Source organism: Lelliottia nimipressuralis, assembly GCF_004115925.1.
Lineage (GTDB): Bacteria > Pseudomonadota > Gammaproteobacteria > Enterobacterales > Enterobacteriaceae > Enterobacter > Enterobacter nimipressuralis.
Genome location: NZ_SDDX01000004.1, coordinates 12,855 through 35,436, shown reverse-complemented (window position 1 = coordinate 35,436; position 22,582 = coordinate 12,855). Strand labels below are relative to the sequence as shown.

Genomic DNA, 22,582 nt, shown 5'->3' with positions numbered 1-22,582 from the left:
GGGAAACAGCAGAGGTTACAACGTGATAATGACGTTATCGAGCGTATCCATCGGTACCGGACGAGAGAGGAAATACCCCTGTGCGGCCGCTGCGGGGGAGTTCTGCACATCCCGCCACTCTTCGAGCGTTTCAACGCCTTCAACAATCACGCCCTGGCAATAGCGATTCATCAGCTGCAATAGCAGCGTGAATAAATTGCGGCCTTCCTGGGTCTGGCGCAGCATGATGAACAGGTCGCGGGCCACTTTGATGTAGTCGTAGCGTACTTCGCTTAACGCAGAGAAGTTCGCCATGCCCGTGCCGAAATCATCCAGCCACAGGGGGCCAAATTCGCACATCGAGGCAAAGGAGGAGTCCTGCGGCAGGCGCACGTGCTCGACCAGCTCAAAGCGCATCCATGGCAGCGAGGCGACCAGTTTCTGCAGCTGCGGGTTCTGGCGCAGCGCGATCAGCGTCGGGCCGTCGACGTTCACCGACGCCAGAATGTCGTGGCGGGCGAAAAAGTCCCGTTTCGTCCCCAGCATTTCGAGCTGCTCTTCCAGCACATCCAGACGCTGACGTACGCTCACCTCGGCGAAATAGCGATCCGGAGCGATGCGCTGCGTGGGATTCGACGGGTGGGTCACGACAGTTAAGATTTCAATTGCCATGAGTCTGCCGTCAATGCGGTAAATCGGCTGATAAGTATAAGCACGCTCACATTGCAGCCAATAGCGATGCTCCTGCAAGCTTTCAATACTTGCTTCCGGAGTGGTGCATAGCCGCTGGATAACCTGCTCTGACTTCATTTCAGATGTCCTGTTGAAAAGAGATGACGTGTCTGGACTCGTCAAAAGGTTATCGGCCCGGGATGTGAGAACTTTATGTTCAGCTGGCGGGGAAAATGAAATTAAGATGACAGAATCTGCCCGGAACGCGCGCTGGCTCAAAAAAAAATTTGGAACGACGTTTTAATATAGTTGACCATAAAATCCCCACAGCGCACACTTACATTAATTTATCGGTTCAGGTTCACGACTATGTCTAAAAAAATTGCCGTGATTGGCGAATGCATGATTGAGCTGTCACAAAAAGGTGCGGACGTTAGCCGCGGTTTTGGTGGCGATACGTTGAATACTTCGGTCTATATTGCCCGTCAGGTCGCCCCTGACGCGCTGACAGTCAACTATGTGACCGCACTCGGTACCGACAGCTTCAGCCAGCAGATGCTGGAAGCCTGGCAGAGTGAAAACGTCCAGACGTCGCTGATTCAGCGTATGGAAAATCGTCTTCCGGGGCTGTACTACATCGAGACCGACAGCACCGGCGAGCGCACGTTCTACTACTGGCGCAACGAAGCCGCAGCCAAATTCTGGCTGGAGAGCGACGAATCTGCGGCCATCTGCGAAGAGCTGGCGACCTATGATTATCTCTACCTGAGCGGAATCAGCCTGGCGATATTAAGCCCATCCAGCCGCGAAAAACTGCTCTCCCTGCTCCACGAATGCCGCGCGAACGGCGGGAAAGTGATTTTCGATAACAACTACCGTCCGCGCCTGTGGGCGAGCCGCGAAGAGACGCAGCAGGTTTATCAGCAGATGCTGAACTGCACCGATATCGCGTTCTTAACCCTCGATGACGAAGATGCCCTGTGGGGCGAAAAACCGGTCGACGACGTGATCGCCCGTACGCATCAAGCCGGTGTGTCGGAAGTGGTGATTAAGCGTGGCGCCGATTCCTGCCTGGTCTCTGTGGCAGGTGCTGCCGTGGTGGACGTCCCTGCGGTGAAACTGGCGAAAGAAAAAGTGGTGGATACCACGGCGGCGGGGGATTCGTTCAGCGCCGGATATCTGGCCGTGCGCCTGACGGGCGGTACGCCTTCGGAGGCCGCAAAACGCGGACATCTGACGGCGAGTACAGTGATTCAGTATCGCGGGGCGATTATCCCGCGCGAGGCGATGCCTGACTGAGTTCGTGCACGACACCCGGCTGACAAACAAAAAAAACGGCAACCATCGGTTGCCGTTTTATTATCTTTTGGCCATTACTGCGCTTGCGGAATATCCGTCGCATCCTGATGCAAATCATCGGCCGCAGGCTGAGCGGTACGCTCTTCGTGCGACATGATCTCATCCCAGGTGGCCTGTAGCTCTTTCATGTTGTATTCCGGCTCGCCTTTCGGCTGCAGCAGAACAAGCGCCATATCTTGCGACAACTGCTGACGCAGATCCTGATTAATCATCTCGACGGTCAGGCTGTTCAGGAAGTCCTGGCGCAGTTTCTGATACTGCTCCGGCGCGATATCCACCACCTGATTTTGCAGGGAGCGAATGCGCTGGCTGATCAGGATATCCGTGTCAGTGCGGGCGTAGGTTGCAAACAGTTTTTGCAGCTCCAGATTCTTCTGGGCCACCAGCGCGTTGAACTCTTCTTCGCCCAGGCCGTCTTTACGCACTTTGGCCAGCTCTTTGGCGACAACGCTGAGATTCGTGTTCAGTTTGTCGTTTGGCGACTCCACGTTAATCGCACACTGTCCGCGCTGGAACAGCACGCGGCAGTCGAAGCCAATCCCGATATCCTTCGCATTGTTTTTGCTGAGCGTCTGCTGAACATGCCAGAACAGCGCTTCACGGGCGAGATCGGCACGCCAGTAGCGCAGCAGCGCGGCGGATTCACGAATCGGCTGCCATGGGGTGTCCCACATCAGCGACAGACGGTCCTGACGCACGGAGTCGGTCATGATGCTCACCGGCTCGGCACGCAGCGGGGCCAGCGTTGAAACCGGCGCAGGCACTTCGCGTTTACCCTTCAGATCGCCAAAGGTTTTGCCAATCTGTTCGATCACCGCGCGGCTGTCGACGTTGCCGACCACAATCAGGGTCATCGCATCCGGGGTGTACCATTTTTGATAGAACGATTTGACCTGCTCGATATCCACCGGCTGTTTGACCGGCTCTGCCGGATCGTGTCCCAGCAGCGATGAGCCTTTCAGGCGGTAACGCCACCAGCCGTCTTTGGTATCCGCAGGCCAGGTCGCCACCATGTCGCTGTTGCTCAGGGCATAGTTAACCGTATCGGGGGTGATCGCCACTTTACCGGCGGTATCGCCCAGCCACGTCAGGGCCTCTTTCAGAAGGTCGTTACGGTTGTTAGGCAGGCTGAGGTTAAACATGGTGTAGTCGTAGGAGATAACTGCAGGTGGAAGTGGACGTTTCGGGTCGATGCCCTGCTGCCACAGTGAACGCACCTGCACTGCTTGCAAACTGCCGCTTTGGGTCAGCGCCAGTCGAGGAATAAAATGGCTAAGCCCGCTCTGCTGCGTGCTCTCGGTTAATGAACCGGTATTGACGGAAAGACGAATTTCGATGCGGTCACTGGGACGTTGCGGAGTGGCTAAAACCTGCCACTGAAAACCATTCGTCAGTGTGCCCTGCTGCCAGGCTGGGTCGGGCTGGAGCGTATCTGCCTGCACATAACTGGCTGCTGCCATCATCAGCAAACCGCCGGTTAAGAGTCGAATTTTTGTGCCCTGCATGTAAACCCCTGATCAACATTCCTGGTTAAAAAGAGTGTCTCACTACATTGAGCACTCTGAAGATAACGTTCAAACACTTCGATTAGACCGCGTGTTCTGCGAAACGTCACGGCGAGAAGTGAAATATACCCGAAAAAAATCTTGTCGAAGTATGACAGGTATGAGCAGTTATTATGCGCAGGAGCCCGCTCCCCGACAAGGGTGAGCGGGCATAAGTGCTGAATTTATGAGGATAAACCGTGGGATTTACTCTCTGGCACGCGATTATTCAGCGTATCGTCGAGTTTTTTATGGTCCAGCTCTTTCACCCATTTCGCCACCACCACCGTGGCAACACCGTTACCCACCAGGTTAGTCAGGGCGCGGGCTTCGGACATAAAGCGGTCGATGCCGAGAATGAGCGCCAGGCCCGCCACCGGAAGATGCCCTACTGCCGAGATGGTCGCCGCCAGCACGATAAACCCGCTGCCCGTCACGCCCGCCGCCCCTTTCGAGGAGAGCAGTAGCACCACCAGCAAGGTGATCTGATGGAAGATATCCATGTGGCTGTTGGTCGCCTGGGCGATAAACACCGCCGCCATGGTCAGGTATATCGACGTTCCATCAAGGTTAAACGAGTACCCCGTCGGAATGACCAGCCCCACCACCGATTTACGGCAGCCCAGTTTTTCCATCTTATCGAGCATACGCGGCAGTGCGGATTCGGAGGACGACGTCCCCAGCACAATCAGCAGCTCTTCGCGGATGTAGCGGATAAATTTGAAAATACTGAAGCCCGTCGCGCGCGCAATACTGCCCAGCACCACGACCACAAACAGAATACAGGTGATATAGAAGCAGATGATCAGCTGGCCGAGCTGCACCAGGGTGCCGACGCCATATTTACCGATGGTAAAGGCCATCGCCCCGAACGCCCCGATGGGTGCCAGGCGCATGATCATATTGATGATGCCGAAAATCACCTGCGAGAAGCTTTCGATTACGTTGAAAATCAGCTGCCCTTTGCTGCCCAGGCGGTGCAGGGCAAAACCAAACAGCACGGCGAACAGCAGCACCTGCAGGATATTCCCGCTGGCGAAGGCGCCAATCACGCTGCCGGGAATGACATCCAGCAGGAAGGCGACGATGCCCTGGTCTTTGGCCTGCTCGGCGTAAACGGCGACCGCTTTCGCATCCAGCGTCGAAGGATCGACGTTCATCCCCGCGCCCGGCTGCACGACGTTGACAATAATCAGGCCGATAATCAGCGCAATCGTACTGACAACTTCAAAGTACAGCAGCGCCACCGCACCGGTCCGGCCTACCGCCTTCATGCTTTCCATGCCAGCGATACCGGTCACCACGGTACAGAAGATAACGGGCGCGATGATCATTTTAATGAGCTTAACGAACGCGTCGCCAAGCGGTTTCATTTGAGCGCCCAGTTCAGGGTAGAAATGGCCAAGCAGAATACCGATGGCAATCGCTGTCAGGACCTGAAAGTAAAGGCTTTTAAAGAGAGAGGTTTTCATAGGGTGTCCTTGGAAAGAAAAACCACAGGATTCTTATGGGTACAACTTTCCTGCGGCTTTAAAATAACACCCGTAAAACATGACAGAAATGAACTTAGATCAAATATGAAACATGAATGTTAAAAACTGTGTGCTGACTCGAACAAGCCAGCAACAAAGTTAGACATTTACGTAAGAATTGTCGCCCGTAAAGTAGCGTTTTTCGAACTCTTCCGCCGGAACGGCTCGGGCAAACAGGAAACCTTGTCCACTTTCGACACCCGCCTGCGCCAGCCAGTCGCGCTGGGCTTCGGTTTCGACCCCTTCGGCAATGACGTGCAGATTCAGGCTGCGCGCCATCTGGATAATGGCTTCCACCATGCTGCTGTCGTCCGGCAGGCCGTCGACGAAGGTTTTATCGATCTTCAAGACATCCACCGGCAGCGTTTTCATGTGCTGGAGCTGACGCAGACCGGCGTAACCCATGCCGAAATCATCCAGCGCAATGCGGATACCGGCGTTGCGCAGCGGTTTCAGAATCGCCACCGCTTCGTTTGGATCGTCGATGCGACGGCTCTCCGTCACCTCCAGAATCAGGGTGTCCGGCTTGATGCGGTAGCGGTTGATCAGCTCCAGCATCTCGGAAACCATCGTCGGATGCATCAGTTGTAGCGCCGACAGATTCACCGACAGCGGCATGTTGATCCCGCGCTCCTGCCAGGCTGAAAGCTGGCGGCATGACTCCTCCAGCACCCAGTAGCCGACCGTCACCATCAGGCCGCAGGATTCGATGCGCTCAATAAGCCCCTCGGGCAGCTCCCATGAGCCATCTGGCTGCATGACGCGCAGCAACGCTTCCGCGCTGGTGACGTCGCCCGTGGCCAGATTCACCTGCGGCTGGAGCCAGATCGCAAAGTGGTGGTTATCGAGCGCCGTGAGGATATCGCTCTCTTCCGTCAGGCGCTGCTGCGCCTTTTCCATCTGCTCTGGCTCGAAGAACTGGATCTGATTTTTGCCCTTACGACGGGCGGTAAAGGCCGCCGAGAAGGCGCGGCGATAGAGTTGTTCTGCCGTCAGATCGCCATAATACATCGCCAGGCCAATGCTGGCGCTTGGGCGCAGCTGGATACCCTGGATGGGCAGCCGCTCATTAATGACAGTGAGCACTTGCTGACCTAATGTGATGGCGTGCCACGGCTCTTTCACACCGTGGGCCAGAATCACAAAGTCGTAGCCGCTGACCTGCGTCAGTACCATGCGCGGCGCCAGCACCGATTTGATCTTCTCCACCAGCGTTAAGAGCAGCATTTCACGCTGGCTCTCTTTCAGCACGCCCGCCGTGTCCTGCAGGGTTTCACAGGCCACTGCCATCAGCGCGGTGGTCTGCTGGCGCGCGACGGTTTGCTCCAGCAGGGCCATCAGGAATGCCTTATTCGGCAAATCCGAGACCGGGAAGCGGGTCGCGTTGCTGTTGATTTCATCATGCTGACGCATCAGGCGCTGCTGATTGATGTTGTAGCTCCGCACCAGCATGCCAATTTCATCGTCGTGGTGCAGGCGCGGCAGGGCCAGCTGGTGCCCGACCTGGTCCTGCGGGGCGAGATTGTCTAGCTCTCGGGCAATTTTACGCAGCGGATGGACGATCAGCCGGTTAATGCACCAGGTGAGCGCCACGGTCAGGATCAGCGTCAAAAGTAAGTAAGTGGTCACTAACGTGGAGATCCAGCTCATGACAAACTTATGCATGCGATAGGCATCTGCCTGCAACACCAGATAGGCCAGCGGCTGCGGGTTCGCAGGGCGTTCGAGAGAATAGAGCGGGAGCGAAATCTGCACCGGCAGCTCAAACAGCCGCATGATCATCATCGGCACCGGACGTTCGGGAATAAAGCTCATCCGCAACGCCTGGAATTGATTGGGCAATACCACATCCGCGCGGCTGACGATCCCCGCAGGCTGAATGCGCTTGATGATGGTTTCTGCTTCGGGGATATCCCCTTTGAGAATGGCGGCGGAAAGCGGTTCACGGACCGAGCGGGCAATACTTTCCAGTTGCGAAGCCGTGTTGTAGCGATTCTGCTGTACGGAATGAAACAGCAAAATGACGCAAAAGACGAATACAAACACCATAGTGACGGCTGAGACCATCGCCATTTGTTTGATAGTTAAAGAACGGCTGACACGCAAATTGACTCTCCACAAAACCCGAAGCATAGGGTAACAAAGTGTTACCCTATTCCCGGCAGAGTATACCCGATCGCGACGATTTTAAGAGAGCCTAAGAGGTGGATTAAAGATAAATCCGGTTACCAGTCCGCGTAAGGGATCAGCGGTTGCGGAGGCAGGTCCATATCGCCCTGCCAGCCCTCAGCCGAGTAGCGCACGTAAATTAACGCATGACTCGGGGTGTAATCTTTCGCCTCCTGAATATCAACGCCCAAACCGACAAACCAGTTTGAGGTCACGCGACGTTCGATAATCGCCCGCGCGGTATAACCGGTACCGGACGAGCTGCTGCCATTTTCCGGCTCTTTTTTGTCGGAATACATCAGGTTGTCATCGATATCGTAGTGATTATCTGGAATCAATCCCTGAATCGGGTAACGCATCCCGTCTTTGGTTTTGGAATGCGACCAGGAGACCGACCCGCCCAGCTCCCATGACCAGTTTTCGGTGCGTTTACGCCAGGTGACCGGCAGCGCGAAGGAGACATACTCCTGCGGGCTGTAGTAGCCGCCCTGTCCCAGAGAATAGGCACTCAAATCTTTGTCGTAATGCCAGAGCATATTCGACACGCCCACCGTCAGACGCTCGTTGTTGTCGTTGATAAGCTTATAGTAATAGCCGGTCATCCAGCGAATACGCCAGTTATCCTCGACGTTTTTGCCCTGCAAAGAGTCCATATTCAGGCTTGACCAGACGCCGTTCGCTTCGCCTTTGTCGTAACTGACGCTGACGCCACCACCGGTTGCGCGCACGCCGCCCCAGGTGGTTCCCGTGTTCGGGTCTTTTTGTCCGGCGAAGGCCAGCAGTGAGCTGGAGATCGGGCGACGATGGGCATTCAGGGTGTAACCGATCGGGCCGAGATCGTTGCTGTAACTCAGGCCGCCGACCACATCGACGACGTCAAAGCCCATCGGCGTGGTGCCGATGTCCATCTCCCAGGTTTTGTTCTGCCAGCCAACGGCCACGCTGGCGCCGTTTTGTTTCTGGCTGGTGTTGCCGCTACACGGCGTCGCCGCACAGGTACCCCATTTCGGGTCGTAGGTGCCACCGTTGGTATCGAAGGAACCCGCGTCCATGTTCACCATGTCGCTTCGGAAGAACATCCGTCCGTCCGACAGCGGCGCATCCACGTGCAGCATGGTGGTGTGCGCTTTCAGGTCGGAATACCCGCCCGTACCGCTGGAACCCCAGTAGTCGTGCTGCAGCGTGACATTCACATCCTGCTGCTTATAGAGATCCGCCGCATCGCTGCGCACGCCGCGTTTCAGCCAGTCGTCTTTTTCGTCATTGCGCGTCAGACGGGTGAAGCTGTCGTTATCTTCAGGGCGCGACGGGGTGACACCGGAGGCCACCATTGCATCTTTGTAGGTTTCCAGCGCCTGCTGCGGTTGGCCGCTTTGAGCCTGGAAGTTAGCCGCATCGCGCAGCACCAGCGCGCTTTCCATCGACGGCGGCTGCGATTTGGCCTGCGGAAGGATTTTGCTGTAGGTCTGCTGTGCGGCGGTCGTATCACCGAGATCGGCCTGCACCCGCGCGATGCGACGCTGCGTGTTGATCGACGGCGCCTCACCGTTCTGCCCGGCAGGCAGTTTGGCAAGCTCAGCGCGGGCGCCGTCTTTATTGCCTTGCGCGATATAGACTTCCGTCAGGCCGAGCAGGGCGTCAACATTTTGCGGTTCGCGCTGCAGGACAGTGCTGTAGGCCGCAATGGCCGACGTGTTATCCCCGCGCTGCTGCGCCCAGTCGGCCAGCGTTAAATCGATACGTGAGGAGGCAGGCTGCTGGCGCAGCAGCGTTTCGGCTTCCCGCTCCTGGCCGCTTTCACGCAGGCGATTGGCGGTTTCCAGCACCTGATCGCTTTGCAGGCGGTTAGCCAGTTCCTGAATGTTGCCGCTCCACTGCGCGCGCGGCAGAGTGTTCAGGTGCGCAAGGGCCGCGCGATCCTGATTGTTACCCGAAAGATATAACCCGTAGGCATACACCTGCTCCGGATCGGCCGGTTTTTGGCTGGCCAGCTGGCGCATAAGCGTATCCGCCTGGCTGCGCTGTCCGGCACTGTAGAGATCGCGCGACAGGCGATAGGTAATCCACACATCGCCCGGCGAGAGCGCCAGACGGCGGCGCTGAATTTCCGCTGCCTGTGCAAATTTACCCTCGTTCTCCAGCTGTTCTGCCTGCTGGGATAATCTGTCGTTGGTCAGGCTGCGTTCGATATCGTCGATACTGCGACGCTGGCTGGCAGAGAGCGAGCGGATAAACTGGTCGGCTTTTTCCGGCGATTCCGCACGGTAGATATTCGCCAGCCCGCGCACCGCGTTGCTGTTGCCGCTGTCCATCCGCAGGGCCTGGCGGTAGAAACGCTCGGCGGCGGCGTTGTCTTTGCGCGCGACGGCGGCATCACCCAGCCCGAGCACCGCGTAGCTGTCGGTGTTATCGACAGTGCGCGCCTGCTGGTAGTAACGTTCTGCCTGCGCGACATTGTTGGCTTTCAGCGCGGCATCGCCCTGCTGGATCAGCAGCCAGTAACGGTTCACTTTCAGCAGGCTGTCCCATTTCCCACGGTTATCACTCTGTGGATCGAGGGCAATGGCTTTTTCAAACTGTGCAACGGCGCGGGCACGATCGCCGCGCTGGGAGTAGGCCTGGCCCAGCGCGCCTACGGCTTCGCTGTCGGTGTGATTGGCATTTACCGCCTGCTGTAGGTCTGATACTGCTTTATTGCCCTGTCCTGCCTCCACGGCGGCCAGCCCTTCGGCTTTGGCGCGGAACGCCGGATCGGCCAGCTGTTTTTGCTGGGCTTCCAGCTGCGAGCGGGCGGCAGTAACGTTATCGCCCGCGCTGAACACCTGCAGATAATCCTGGAGCGCTTTTACGCTGCCGGCGCTGACCGGCAGGTCTTTGATCTGCTGATACCAGATATCAGAGGCCGCATCGCGCCCGGCGTTCGATCTCGCCATCTGCCTGAGGACGGCAAAGCCCTCATCGCGACGGCCGTTTTTGAATAACAGCTGGGATAACGAGTTCTGCAGCTCGGTATTGCCAGGGCTGCTGAGGTTAATTTTTTTAAGCTGATTAATAGCCTCGTTGCTACGGGCAGGATTTTTAGCCACCACGTTCCAGTATTCCGCCGCCAGAACGTCGTTTGGCGGATCGCCAGCGAAGATTTTATCGTAGGCGGCAATGGCTTCCTGGGTATGGCCCGTTGTGGCCAGCAGGCGCGCCTGCTGCAGATCCTGACGCCCTTCTGGGGTCGAGAGCAGCATCGCGTTGCGCGACGATTTATAGGCGCTGGAGCTGGGCGCAAGTCCTTTGAGACGGTCTAACTCTTTTTGCGCCCCGGCGTTATCACCCTGACGCAGCAAATAGCGGAAACGCGCGGCGACCACATCCGGATTGTTGGGGTCGATCAGTTCAAGACGATACAACGACTGGCGAACCAAATCCTCGCGGTTGGTCGATTCGCCCAGGCGCACCTGTTCCAGCAGCTGTTGCTGCTGCGGAGAATTGGCGGCCTGCGCCAGCGGCATCAGCGTCAATCCAAGGGATAAACTGAGTAAACTTAATGAGAACTTGCGCATTCCTGGCCCCAGTCAGGGTGTAATTCACCCTTTGCGGTGAAACGAAAACGGTGCTGATCCCATCCTTGTCCAAACAGGGTCAGTACGTAGCTGTAATAGGCGTCGTTACCGGGAAAATGGTCGGCGACACGCTGACGTTGTACCGCTTGTGCATCGCGGTTTTGTAAAAACGGCAGCAGTGAGGCGGAGAAACCAATCGGGCCATTCCCCATGGTTTTACCGCTGGCGACATCGACTTTCTCAGGGGGAACGCCTTTTTTTGTTGTTAGCGTCGCCATGGGTTTAAAACGCGCCAGCAGTCGTGCTTTCTGCGGGTCCCGGTCGTGCAACATGCCCGCCCAGAGATAGACGCGAATCGCATCGTAACTGCCGATAAACGTTTTTTCTGGCTTCAGTTGCCAGCCCTTATTTTTTTGATATTGCACCCAGTCGGGTGAGAACCCTTTTGGCGCGGTTTCCAGCAGCAGGCGCAAATTGGTTTCACGAAGCGTAGTCCAGGGTGCGCCAAAGCGGGTGAAATAGTTCGCCAGCTGCGGCGGGAGATAGCTTGGGTTAAAGCGCCAGGATTTCTCTTCAGCAAAGCCGACTTTGCCAGGCAGCAGCATCAGCCCCAGGCCCGGCACTTTTACCACCTCTTCACTGGCGATGCGCTTGAGCAGCGCTTTCCCGGTGGCGGTGTACTCTGGCGCTTTCCACAGACGCCCCGCCTCCAGCAGCGACCAGGCAATCCAGATATCGGCATCCGACGCTGAATTGCTGTCGATCACCGCCCAGGCGTCTTTCTCTTTCATTCCCCACAGCCAGGCGGGGAGATGCTGGCTCAAATCGCCCTGCGCGAGGTTGTCGCGCGTCCAGCCGAGCAGGCGATCAAAGGTCTGGCGATCGTTCGCCGCGAGGGCAAAAAACAGCGCGTAGCTTTGCCCTTCCGACGTACTGATTTTGCGCGCGTCACTGGGATCAATGACGCGCCCGCCTTCGCTGATATAGTCCTTTTTAAACTGCTCCCATGCAGGCCAGGTACAGGCGGCGCGAACGTTCGACGCCGCCATTACCACCATAGCCATTACGCACCAGCGAAACCCTTTCATCACCGGTTACTCACGATCCGAATGCAGACGACGACGGCTGATAATACGCAGCAGACGCCACATCACCCACGCGAGCAGCACGACGCTTATCGCCGCGAAGACTGCCAGCAGCACCGGATGGTTTGCCAGGGCATACCACATGCGCTCGAACCACGGCAGATGACCGACGTAGTAGACGTCACCCACGCGCAGGCTATTCACGCCGGACTCACGGATCACCGCGACCGAACCAAACATCGCGGCGCGCTTACCACTGTCATTCATCGCGCCATTCAGCAGCTCATACCCGCGCGGGCTGTCTGCCAGCAGGGCGATAACGCTGCGCTGATCGTTGTAAGGAGACTGGAAGCCGACAATCGCCGCCATCGGTCCCTGGGAGCTGATGTTGGTCTGAACGCTCGCTTCGCGGTCGGCCATATCCGGCATGATGCTCGGGAAGGAGGTCTGGCGCAGCGGTGTGTTCACCCAAGACTCGGTCGCATGGACCAGCAGGTCGATACGTTTATCGTCTTTCAGCTTATCCGGAATGGTGCCAATGAGCATGATATCGGCGTCTTTACCCTGAATCTGGCTGCCATCATCCGTCAACGTGACGTTCAGCGCCGGTAAACCGGTTTGTGCGCCGACGGACGCCATCGCATCGAGCAGCGTCGCCACCTGGCCTTCGTTAGGTGTTTTTGGCATCACAACGATGGTTTCAGAGAGGTCGGCCATACGGCTGAACGGGAAGCTGGCGTTAGCAAACGCGCGCAGATCCGGCAGCGCGATAAAGTGATAATACTTCGAGAAGTCGATGGTGGAGTCGTCGCCGATCACCACATGATTCGCGACCGGCTGGAAGGTGATGCAGTTATCCACCGAGCCGCCAGGCATTGGGTTCATGTACTGGAAATCAAAGCGTAACTGGTTCACCGCCCCGAGTTTCAGCGCCGGAATGGAGACGTCTGTTTTGCCGTCCAGCAGACCCTGAAGGACCGGCAGACGCAGCAACAGCTTGTTGGTGTCCTGGCTGCTGGTCAGCGGGAAGGATTGCAGGAACTGGTTGTTCAGGCTGATATCCATGCGCGAGCTGTCTTTGGTTGGCGGCGCGGTATAGCGATAGTTCAGATTGATATCGATCCCGTTACTGCGCAGGAGATAGAGATCCGGCGGCAGGTTCAGGGAGACGTTAATCGCAGATGGCTCAAGCCCGGTAGACTGGAGCTGCTCTTCATAGGTTTTCAGTTCGCCGAAGGTCACCGCGCGATCGGTGCGGATCCAGTTTGGCGCATCGTAAGGTTTACGCGCCAGCAGCGGTTTCACGTCGCCAATGGCGACGCTATTGCCACGGAACAGCACGTTCCCCTGGGCAATGCCTTTCGCCGCCTGGACCAGATCTTTATCATCGCGACCGAATACCACTAACAACTTCACATACGGCTTATCCGGATGATTCATCATTTCGACGGTCGGGCCTTTCACCTCAGGGTGATCGCGGAGGAACGCCGGGCGTTTGTCGTTGGTGGCAAACACGATAGCGTTTCTTTCCGGCAGCTTGTCGAACAGTACCGGGAAGCTCTGCCCGCGCCAGCCAGAGCGGGAGCCAAACCACGAGGTGACGATGGTCGCCGCCTGCTGTTGCGCTACATCCGGTGAACCGGCAAACACCACCGGCAGGTTCAGCTCGCGGTTATCGCGTGGATCAAAGAATGGAATCGGGAACGCGGAAAGGTCATTTTTGACCGCCAGCGTCTGGTAAGTCATGTTCAGGGAGGAGTTACGACCGACGTCCATCCACAGGGTACTGCTGGCCGGGTTTTCGCAGACGTCGCGATAGTGGCCGACAAACTCGAGGCGCACGCGGTTAAAGTCGGTGATAAACAGCGGGTTGATCGGCACCTGCGCCAGGGTTTTCTTGCCCAGCTGTTCTTTGGTGACCGGCAGTACGCCCATCAGCTCATCATTGAGATAGACTTTCAGCTGGGACTGAACCGGCAGCAGGGACGGCGATGGGGTGTATTCCAGATTCAGCAGCGCGCTGGAGACCACTTCATCGCTGCGTATGCCAAATTCAACGCCACCGTTCGGGTTGATCCCGCGCAGGATCATGCTGCCCGGAGGCGGCGCAATCTGCGCAAACGTCAGCTTCACGTCACGCGACGGAACGTTATCCGCAACCATAGGCGCATTCGCACCGTTCACGCCCGGCATCACCTGACCAACCGCCTGCGCGCCCGTCGGCGTTCCCGGCAGGGTATTCCCCTCCGTTGGCTGATTAGGCACCACGTTTTCGGTTTGCCCAGGTGCTGCTGTAACCACCGGATCCGTCGCTTGCGCCACGACAGGCACCGTCGGCGCAGGAGTTTGCGTCGAATTTTCAGGCGCCGCCTGAGCCATCATTGCGGGCAGCGAACTCATCCCAACCGCCACAGCACATATCCAGGAAAGTTTTCTTTTCATCGCGTTATCATCATTGTTGAGCCATAACCGGGTCCGGTTGTTGTTTCGCCTCATCCCGCTCAGGGCGACGAGGGATAAACGACACCACCCAGGAAACCAGCGAGGTAAGTGAACGGAAAATTATTTTCACTGACGGCGGAGCGAATTCTGCAAGGTGGCGATAACCACGGAACCCCAACTTCAGAATATCCAGCAGACTTTCCAGCGGCTTATCTTCCGGGAAGCTATCCTGCCAGAGTGCCCACGTATCCGCGCGGGCAAAGGTACACTGAACAAAATCAATATGTTGCTTCTTGGTGAGCGGCATCAGCTGCAGCCCAACTTCATTGCCCAACACACGCACAACCTGCGTCGGAAATACGTACTCCTGCTGGCCGCGCTTGAGCAGCAATTTCACCTTCTGCCCTTCGAGCACTTTCGCCTGGCCGTTAATCTTGATGCCTAACCCCCCGTCGGAGAAGTCGTGGACGGTACAGGAGAAGAGATGGCCATCTTCACGGGCAATCGCCGCAGGCATGGAGATTTCGACGCGATGGGAGCGACGAACCTGTTTGCTCTCCACCGATACCGCCACCGCGCCGCCGAGAATGATCAGATTGTAGAAGACCCATGCGAGGCTGACGAAGACCGTCAGCACTTCGTTTTCCGGGCCATAGAAGTAGCGCCAGATCCCCACCATCACGCCGAAGATATTCAGCAGGACGAGGAAAATATAAGGGCGGGAGATCACCCAGTCGACGTACTCCTCTTCCACCAGCCCGCCTTTCGCGGTGACGTTGAATTTGCCTTTATGCGGGTTAATCAGCGCCACCAGCGTGGGCGGTGCGATGTACCAGGCCAGCACCGTTTCGTAGATTTCACTCCAGAACGAATGGCGATATTTCCCCTGAATTTTCGAGTTGGTCAGGCTGGCGTGGATCATGTGCGGCAGAACGAACAGGGCAATCATCAGCGCCGGGGCAAAAATGATGTACGCGTGCAGCAGCAGGAAGGCCAGCGGTGCCGTCAGGAAGATCAGCCGCGGGATACCGGACAGGAAGTGGAACATGGCGTTGACGTAGCAGAGACGCTGCGCGAGCTTCAGCCCTTTACCCGTCAGCGGGTTATCGAGGCGGAAAATCTGCACCATTCCGCGCGCCCAGCGAATACGCTGGCCAATGTGGGCGGATAACGATTCCGTCGCCAGCCCCGCCGCCTGCGGAATACGCATGTACGCCGAGGTGTAGCCGCGACGGTGCAAGCGCAGAGAGGTGTGCGCATCTTCGGTGACGGTTTCGACGGCGATACCGCCAATTTCATCCAGCGGTTTACGGCGAATCACCGCACAAGAGCCGCAGAAGAAGGTGGCATCCCACATGTCGTTCCCGTCCTGCACCAGCCCGTAGAACAGCGTGCCTTCGTTAGGCGTTTTACGAAAACGCCCGAGGTTGCGCTCGAACGGGTCCGGCGAGAAAAAGTGGTGCGGCGTCTGCATCATCGCCAGCTGTTTCTCTTTCAGGAACCAGCCCATGGTCATCTGCAAGAACGAGCGCGTCGGGACGTGGTCGCAGTCAAAAATCGACACGAATTCGCCCGTGGCGTACTTCAGCGCGTTGTTGATGTTGCCGGCTTTGGCGTGCTCGTGGGTAGTACGGGCGATGTATTTCACCCCCACGCTGTCGGCGAACTGGCGAAACTCTTCGCGCCCGCCGTCGTCCAGAATCCAGATAGTGAGCTTGTCTTTCGGCCAGTCGATACCGAGAGAGGCGTAAATGGTGTTTTTCACCACGTTCAGATCTTCGTTATAGGTCGGAACGAAAATATCCACCGTCGGCCACTGGGCGGTGTCTTTCGGCAGCGGAACCGGCTGGCGATTCAGCGGCCAGACCACCTGGAAATACCCCAGCACCAGCACCACCCACGCGTAGGTTTCCGCAAACAGCAGGACCAAACCGCAGGTCAGGCTCACCGGGTCATCCCAGTTCAGCGTCGAGGTATAGCGCCACCAGATGTAGCGGCAGGAGACGGTCAGGGAGAGCACAATCAGCATCAGCGCCGAGAAACGCCCTGGAATACGCCGCACCAGCAGGGCCACGCCCCACAGCAGAATCAGGAAGATAAACTGCGCCAGCGGGTTAAACGGCTGAGTGATACAGAGCAGCGCCAGAATGAGCGAGAAAACGACGATCACCCCGAGAATAAAACGCCGCAAGCCGGGATGCAGATGCCCCAGCTCTTTATGCGAATCGAGATGGCTGGTCTGGTCGCTGAAGCGCTCAGGCAGTGTTTCCAGCCACTGATGGTAACGCCCGCGCACGTTCTTAAAGCGACTGTACGTGCGCCAGCGCGGTTCAGTTTTTTCGCGTTTCGCCTGACTGACGATAAGCCATAACGCCTGAATCGCGTAGCGCGCCGGATCGAGAGGGCGCGGGCGGTCAGGATCGAGATGCGGATAAAGCTCGCGATGGCGCGCGCGAATCCGCTGCCAGCGCGGATGTTCGAGTGGGATGAACATCCAGGCCAAAATCACCCAGAAGCAGCCCAGCGCAGCGCTAAACGCAGACGCACCGTGACGGCGATAATTCCGGTAACGCTCGCTTAAGCGCGCGCTAACGGGCGGGATGAGGAGCGCATTGGACAGCCGGCTCATAGGCCTCTCCCGGCAGGCTCCGGGCGTCCGGTATAGTGCAACAGGCACCAGTTCGCCAGAGTGAGGATCTCTTCCGCCGCCAGAGAATCGCTGCGGTATTCGCCGAGCGGCTGTTTGGATGCCATGCACTCGGCGATGGCTTCGTCGCGATGAATGACCATCGGCAGCAGACGACGCTGGCTTTGCAGCCAGACCTGGTAGAGATCGTCCTGAATTTGACTGTTCAGACGTAAATCGTTGATCAGAATATGCGCTCCGTTCGGGAGCACCTGCTGATGCAGGCGAACATGGCAGTTGGCATCCGCGTTCACAATCGTCAGCGTGTGATCGCAGTGTTCGATTAACTGGCGGGTGAGCGGTGAGAAGCCGCTTGGGAGATCGAGCAAAATCCACTGGTAGTGGCTTTTTTCCTGTAACAGCTGCAATGCATCGGCAAAATAGCCCAGCGTGCCATAGCGGGTGTAAATGGACTCTTTTTCGCTTGCGGTCAGCTGGCCGAACGGCAGGATATCGAGCTGCGAGGTGTAACGTTGTGCGGTGTCTCGCCAGTCGCGACCGTCGAGCAACGCCCGCGCCCAGCCATCAGAAGTGTCAAAGTCAACGTTAAAAGACATCCGCAGCAAATTATCGGGACAGGCATCAATAACCAGTACCGATTCGCCTAATATCTGTAATGACCATCCCAGCGCTGCTGTTATTGACGTCGTGCCAACACCGCCACGAATGCCCTGTAATCCAAGTATGGCCATCAATGGCTCCCTTATTGTTGACGGGCAAATTCAGCTAATAATGGCCAGCGTTTAATCGCCGCAGCCAGCTGTTCTCGCTGTGAAATATCGGTGTAGTCTATTTCAGGCAATGAGAAAGCCTGGCTTAACGCCAAAAAATCATTTTGGAATGTGTACCCAAGGCCAGAATCAACCGGCGTTGTTGGTTCGTTATTATGCATTTTAGTTTCATTCCTTTATTAATTCTCAACGAACAACAGAGGTAGTTGCACGGCTTCCTGCCTGCGAAAATTCATTCATATGCTAAATCTGATGGTCTTTAATTTCAATGTTAGGTTTATTTCTGAGCTTTCGCTAGTAAACTGAGATACAGGTAAATTAGTCGCGAAGAGGGACACCGTGAACCCCATATTTTCAGTTGGTATCCAGTCATTATGGGATGAATTGCGCCACATGCCAGCCGGCGGAGTCTGGTGGATCAGTACGGACCGCAATGAAGACGCTATTAGTCTTGTGAATCAAACAATTGCAGCGCAAGAGAAAAGTGCCCACGTCGCTGTGGTGACCATGGGTGAGGATCCCAAAGATATCATTAGCCTGAGTAATGAACAGGGGCCAGATAAAGTGCGTCTGTTTTCCATGCCAAACCAGGAAGATGGTCTATACTTTTTGCCCCGCGACATTCAATGCAGCATCGATCCTCATCATTATTTACTGGTGCTTAAATGCGCGAACAATACCTGGCAAAATATACCCACAGAAAAATTGCGAGTCTGGCTGGAAAAAATCAATAAATGGGTGCGCGATCAAAATTGCACGCTGCTGGTGATCAGTCCTGGTAGTAATAATGATAAGCAGTTCTCATTTTTAATGAGTGAATATCGTTCCCTGTTTGGTTTGGCCAGTACGCGCCATCAGGCCGACAGCCATCTTTACGATATTGCGTTCTGGTGCAATGAAAAAGGGGTGAGCGCCCGACAACAGCTGACGCTGAAGCATATTGCTGGCGAGTGGCATGTCGCCCAGCAGGAAGAAACCGTCGTTCAGCCACGTAACGATGAAAAACGCATTCTGAGCCACATCGCTGTATTAGAAGGCGCCCCTGCCCTCTCTGAATATTGGTCTTTGTTCGAAACCAACGAATCGCTGTTTAATGAAGCCCGCACCACGCAGGCCGCGACGATTGTCTTTTCACTGACGCAGAATAATCAGATTGAGTCGATAGCCCGACAGATCCACACCCTGCGCCGCCAGCGCGGCAGCGCACTGAAAATCGTGGTCCGTGAGAATAACACCAGCCTGCGCGCCACCGACGAGCGCCTGCTGCTCGGCTGCGGCGCGAACATGGTGATCCCGTGGAACGCCCCGCTTTCTCGCTGCCTGACGCTCATTGAAAGCCTTCAGGGCCAGCAGTTTAATCGCCACGTCCCGGAAGAGATCTCAACGCTGCTCTCCATGACCCAGCCGATGAAGCTGCGCGGCTACCAGAAATGGGATACGTTCTGCGACGCGGTGAGCAACATGATGAGCAACACGCTGCTGCCGGCAGACGGTAAAGGGGTGATGGTCGCGCTGCGTCCGGTTCCGGGTATCCGTATCGAGCAGGCGCTGACGTTGTGCCGCCCGAACCGTACCGGGGATATCATGACCATCGGCGATAATCGCCTGGTGCTGTTTTTATCCTTCTGTCGCATCAACGACCTGGATACCGCCCTAAACCACATTTTCCCGCTGCCGACCGGAGATATCTTCTCCAACCGCATGGTCTGGTTTGAGGACAATTTGATCAGCGCCGAAATTGTGCAGATGAAACAGCTGCAGCCGGAACAATGGGGTAAACCGCTGCTGGTCGCGAGCGACAGCAAACCGGTGCTGAACGCCACCCACGACGGACACGTTTGGCGTCGCGTCCCTGAGCCGCTGCGTTTGCTGAGTGATGCAGAGGAGAGAGCATCATCATGAACAACACTGACATTATTCAGCTCGTGATCCTGTGCGCGATCATCTTCTTCCCACTTGGCTACTATGCGCGCCATTCGTTACGCCGTACCCGCGATACGGTAAGACTGCTGTTTGCAAAACCTCGCTATGTAAAACCAGCTGGAACACTGAAACGGGCTTCACACGTCAAGGCAAACCGAAAACATGACTAATTCTACCTATACTGCTTCGGCACCTTCGCCGCTTTGGCAATACTGGCGCGGCCTGTCCGGCTGGAACTTCTATTTTCTGGTGAAATTCGGCCTGCTCTGGGCGGGCTATTTGAATTTCCATCCGCTGCTTAACCTGGTGTTTATGGCATTTTTGCTGATGCCCATTCCGAACCTGAAGCTGCACCGCCTGCGCCACTGGGTAGCGATACCGATTGGTTTCGGGCTGTTCTGGCATGATACCTGGCTTCCAGGCCCGGATAGCATCATGAGTCAGGGCTCGCAGGTGGCGGGCTTTAGCAGCGATTATCTTCTCGATCTGACCGAACGCTTTATCAACTGGCAGATGATTGGCGCCATTTTTGTGATGCTGATTGCATGGCTGTTCCTCTCCCAGTGGATCCGCATCACGGTGTTCGTGGTGGCAATTATGATCTGGCTGAACGTCCTGACGCTGGCAGGCCCGAGCTTCTCCCTGTGGCCAGCCGGTCAGCCGACAGAAACCGTGACTACCACGGGCGGCAGCGCCGCGCCGACAGTTGCTACCGCTGGCGATACAGCCGTGATCGGGGATATCCCGGCGCAAACCGCGCCACCGACCTCCACCAACCTGAACGCCTGGCTGTCCAGCTTCTATAACGCGGAAGCCAAGCGTCAGACGAAATTCCCGGCGTCACTGCCTGCCGATGCGCAGCCGTTTGAACTACTGGTGATCAACATCTGTTCCCTCTCCTGGGCCGATGTGGAGGCTGCAGGTCTGTCGTCGCACCCGCTGTGGTCGCATTTCGATATTCAGTTCAAAGATTTTAACTCGGCCACCTCGTACAGCGGCCCGGCGGCGATTCGCCTGCTGCGCGCCAGCTGCGGTCAGCCGTCGCATAAAAATCTGTATCAGCCTGCGGGCAATCAGTGCTACCTGTTCGATAACCTCGAAAAACTGGGCTTTACCCAGCACCTGATGCTCGGCCATAACGGTATCTTTGGCGGCTTCCTGAAAGAGGTGCGCGAGAACGGCGGGATGCATGCGCCGCTGATGGACCAAACCGGTCTGCCGGTGCCGCTGCTGGGCTTTGACGGTTCACCGGTGTATGACGACACCGCCACGCTGCAACGCTGGCTGCAAACGGTCGGGAAAGAGGAAAACACCCGTAGCGCGACCTTCTACAACACCCTGCCGCTGCACGACGGTAACCACTATCCAGGCGTGAGCAAAACGGCGGATTACAAAGTTCGTGCGCAGAAGTTCTTCGATGAGCTGGATGCGTTCTTCACCGAACTGGAAAAATCAGGCCGTCGGGTGATGGTGGTTGTGGTGCCAGAGCACGGTGGCGCGCTGAAAGGCGACAGAATGCAGGTCTCCGGCTTGCGCGATATCCCAAGCCCGTCCATCACCAACGTGCCCGCCGGGATTAAGTTCTTCGGCATGAAAGCACCGCATCAGGGTGCGCCAATCGAAATCACCCAGCCGAGCAGCTATCTGGCAATTTCCGAGCTGGTTGCGCGTGCGGTAGACGGGAAGTTGTTTGTGGAAGACAGCGTGAACTGGAATCAGCTCACCAGCGGTCTGCCGCAGACGGCGGAAGTGTCTGAGAACGCGAATGCGGTGGTGATTCAGTACCAGAACAAGCCGTATGTACGGTTGAACGGTGGTGATTGGGTGCCATACCCGCAGTAAGGTTCAGTGACTCCCCCACCCTGACGACTCTCCACACAGGAGAGCCGCCGGGGTGGGGAGATCCGTTCTACTGTCCCGCCACCCACACCAGCATCTTCAGGCTCGCCGAGTAATAGTCATCCTTCGCCGTAATCTCCGGCTCACTCATCGCCTGCCCCATCGTTAAATCCCTTACCGCCAGCAGGCCACCTTCCATCATGTACGGCGCATAGTCGTTGGTCGTGACATTGACCCAGGCCGGGGTTTGCTCCCGATTGAACTGACCGAACCAGCTGCGCCACGGCGTGAGCTGCGGGCTTTGTGGATTAAACCAGTGCACATACAGCGGAATGCGGATCGCATCGTAGCTCATGCGCGGTGGCCACGCTTTCGCGGGCGTCAGCGTGCCGTCTGCGGCCAGAGAAACCCAGTCGGTCGGCAGATTGGCCTTACCGCTTCCCATTTTCCCGAGCAGCGTTTGCCCGTCTTTGATCAGCTCGCGCCACACCTGCAAATGGCTGCGGTCAGCGAACGCCTGCCAGGCGGGGAAGATAAAGTACGACGGATTGAGGACCACTTCGCTGTTGAGGTTAAACCCCTGCGCGCCCGGCAACATCACGCGCTGGCCTGCGTAGCGAATCACCGTGTGAGCCACCAGCGCTTTGGTAATGGCATCCGAGGCGGTGCTGTAGCTTTTGTCATGCCAGCGGGCGTCGGCTTTTAACAACGCCCAGGCGATCATCGTATCGCCATCGGTGGCGTCGTTTTTGTCGGTGATCGGGTCCGGCTCGACGGGGTTGTAGCGCCAGTAAAACAGGCCGTTCTCTTTATTTTTTAGAGTTCTGTCGGTCCACTGCCAAAGCTTATCAAATGCCGCTTTGTCGTCGCTTGCCACCGCCATCAGCATGGCGAAACCTTGCCCTTCCGTATGGGAAACGTTGCCGTTTCCGGTATCGACAATGCGGCCATCCGGCATTAAAAAGCGCGCTTTATAGCTCTCCCAGGCCTGACCGGCCTGAGAAAACGGCGAAAAACAGAGACTCATCATGACCGCCAGTGCGGCGCATGCAGGCTTTCTCATCATT

15 protein-coding genes are annotated in these 22,582 nt (G+C 56.8%); 4 read left to right on the top strand and 11 right to left on the bottom strand.

The features are described 5' to 3' along the window. Window positions 1-15: 15 nt before the first annotated feature. The gene (gene pdeH / locus ETG88_RS04000; protein WP_100778499.1) at window positions 16-789 is read right to left on the bottom strand and encodes a cyclic-guanylate-specific phosphodiesterase; all 774 of its coding nucleotides are present in this window, start codon (window positions 787-789) and stop codon (window positions 16-18) included. A 231-nt stretch (window positions 790-1,020) separates the two neighbouring features. Here pdeH and kdgK point away from each other — a divergent pair, with 231 nt between their 5' ends. Then, window positions 1,021-1,950: a 2-dehydro-3-deoxygluconokinase gene (gene kdgK, locus ETG88_RS03995; RefSeq protein ID WP_123429833.1), complete on the top strand. Its 930-nt coding sequence runs from the start codon at window positions 1,021-1,023 to the stop codon at window positions 1,948-1,950. 74 nt (window positions 1,951-2,024) lie between these two features. Here the strand turns inward: kdgK and ETG88_RS03990 are convergent, their stop codons facing one another. The 9 genes from ETG88_RS03990 to bcsR form a co-directional block, all read right to left on the bottom strand. Further along, the gene (locus ETG88_RS03990) at window positions 2,025-3,515 is read right to left on the bottom strand and encodes a M16 family metallopeptidase (protein ID WP_129034742.1); all 1,491 of its coding nucleotides are present in this window, start codon (window positions 3,513-3,515) and stop codon (window positions 2,025-2,027) included. 224 nt (window positions 3,516-3,739) lie between these two features. Next, entirely contained in the window at window positions 3,740-5,026 is a 1,287-nt protein-coding gene (dctA, locus tag ETG88_RS03985) for a C4-dicarboxylate transporter DctC (protein WP_100778496.1), read from the bottom strand. 159 nt (window positions 5,027-5,185) lie between these two features. After that, a complete protein-coding gene (hmsP, locus tag ETG88_RS03980) occupies window positions 5,186-7,192 on the bottom strand; it encodes a biofilm formation regulator HmsP (RefSeq protein ID WP_206732573.1) in 2,007 nt (668 codons plus the stop codon). 119 nt (window positions 7,193-7,311) lie between these two features. After that, entirely contained in the window at window positions 7,312-10,809 is a 3,498-nt protein-coding gene (gene bcsC, locus ETG88_RS03975) for a cellulose synthase complex outer membrane protein BcsC (RefSeq protein WP_129034740.1), read from the bottom strand. Continuing rightward, window positions 10,791-11,897 carry a cellulose synthase complex periplasmic endoglucanase BcsZ gene (gene bcsZ / locus ETG88_RS03970; RefSeq protein ID WP_129034811.1) on the bottom strand — a complete coding sequence of 369 codons (1,107 nt, stop codon included), beginning with the start codon at window positions 11,895-11,897 and terminating at the stop codon, window positions 10,791-10,793. The genes bcsC and bcsZ overlap by 19 nt, the downstream gene beginning before the upstream one ends. 6 nt (window positions 11,898-11,903) lie before the next feature. Then, window positions 11,904-14,336, bottom strand: coding sequence for a cellulose biosynthesis cyclic di-GMP-binding regulatory protein BcsB (gene bcsB / locus ETG88_RS03965; RefSeq protein ID WP_129034739.1), 2,433 nt, complete (start codon window positions 14,334-14,336; stop codon window positions 11,904-11,906). 10 nt (window positions 14,337-14,346) lie between these two features. Further along, entirely contained in the window at window positions 14,347-16,965 is a 2,619-nt protein-coding gene (gene bcsA / locus ETG88_RS03960) for a UDP-forming cellulose synthase catalytic subunit (protein WP_100778490.1), read from the bottom strand. After that, window positions 16,962-17,714 carry a cellulose biosynthesis protein BcsQ gene (bcsQ, locus tag ETG88_RS03955; protein ID WP_100778489.1) on the bottom strand — a complete coding sequence of 251 codons (753 nt, stop codon included), beginning with the start codon at window positions 17,712-17,714 and terminating at the stop codon, window positions 16,962-16,964. The genes bcsA and bcsQ overlap by 4 nt, the downstream gene beginning before the upstream one ends. 11 nt (window positions 17,715-17,725) lie before the next feature. Continuing rightward, window positions 17,726-17,914: a cellulose biosynthesis protein BcsR gene (gene bcsR / locus ETG88_RS03950; protein ID WP_100778488.1), complete on the bottom strand. Its 189-nt coding sequence runs from the start codon at window positions 17,912-17,914 to the stop codon at window positions 17,726-17,728. Window positions 17,915-18,092: 178 nt separating this feature from the next. On the opposite strand from bcsR, the gene bcsE reads away from it, so the two are divergent. Genes bcsE through bcsG form a run of 3 tightly spaced genes read left to right on the top strand, consistent with a single transcriptional unit; the run spans window position 18,093 to window position 21,518 of the window. Continuing rightward, a complete protein-coding gene (bcsE, locus tag ETG88_RS03945; protein WP_102105270.1) occupies window positions 18,093-19,655 on the top strand; it encodes a cellulose biosynthesis c-di-GMP-binding protein BcsE in 1,563 nt (520 codons plus the stop codon). Further along, on the top strand, window positions 19,652-19,846 hold the full coding sequence (bcsF, locus tag ETG88_RS03940; RefSeq protein WP_100778486.1) for a cellulose biosynthesis protein BcsF: 195 nt from the start codon (window positions 19,652-19,654) through the stop codon (window positions 19,844-19,846). The genes bcsE and bcsF overlap by 4 nt, the downstream gene beginning before the upstream one ends. Beyond that, complete coding sequence (gene bcsG, locus ETG88_RS03935; RefSeq protein ID WP_100778485.1) at window positions 19,839-21,518, top strand: cellulose biosynthesis protein BcsG; 1,680 nt, start codon at window positions 19,839-19,841, stop codon at window positions 21,516-21,518. Before bcsF ends, bcsG begins: the two co-directional genes overlap by 8 nt. A gap of 67 nt (window positions 21,519-21,585) precedes the next feature. On the opposite strand, the gene ETG88_RS03930 is transcribed toward bcsG, so the two are convergent. Further along, window positions 21,586-22,578 (bottom strand): family 8 glycosyl hydrolase, encoded by a 993-nt coding sequence (locus tag ETG88_RS03930; protein ID WP_129034810.1) that lies wholly within the window; start codon window positions 22,576-22,578, stop codon window positions 21,586-21,588. Window positions 22,579-22,582: the final 4 nt, after the last annotated feature.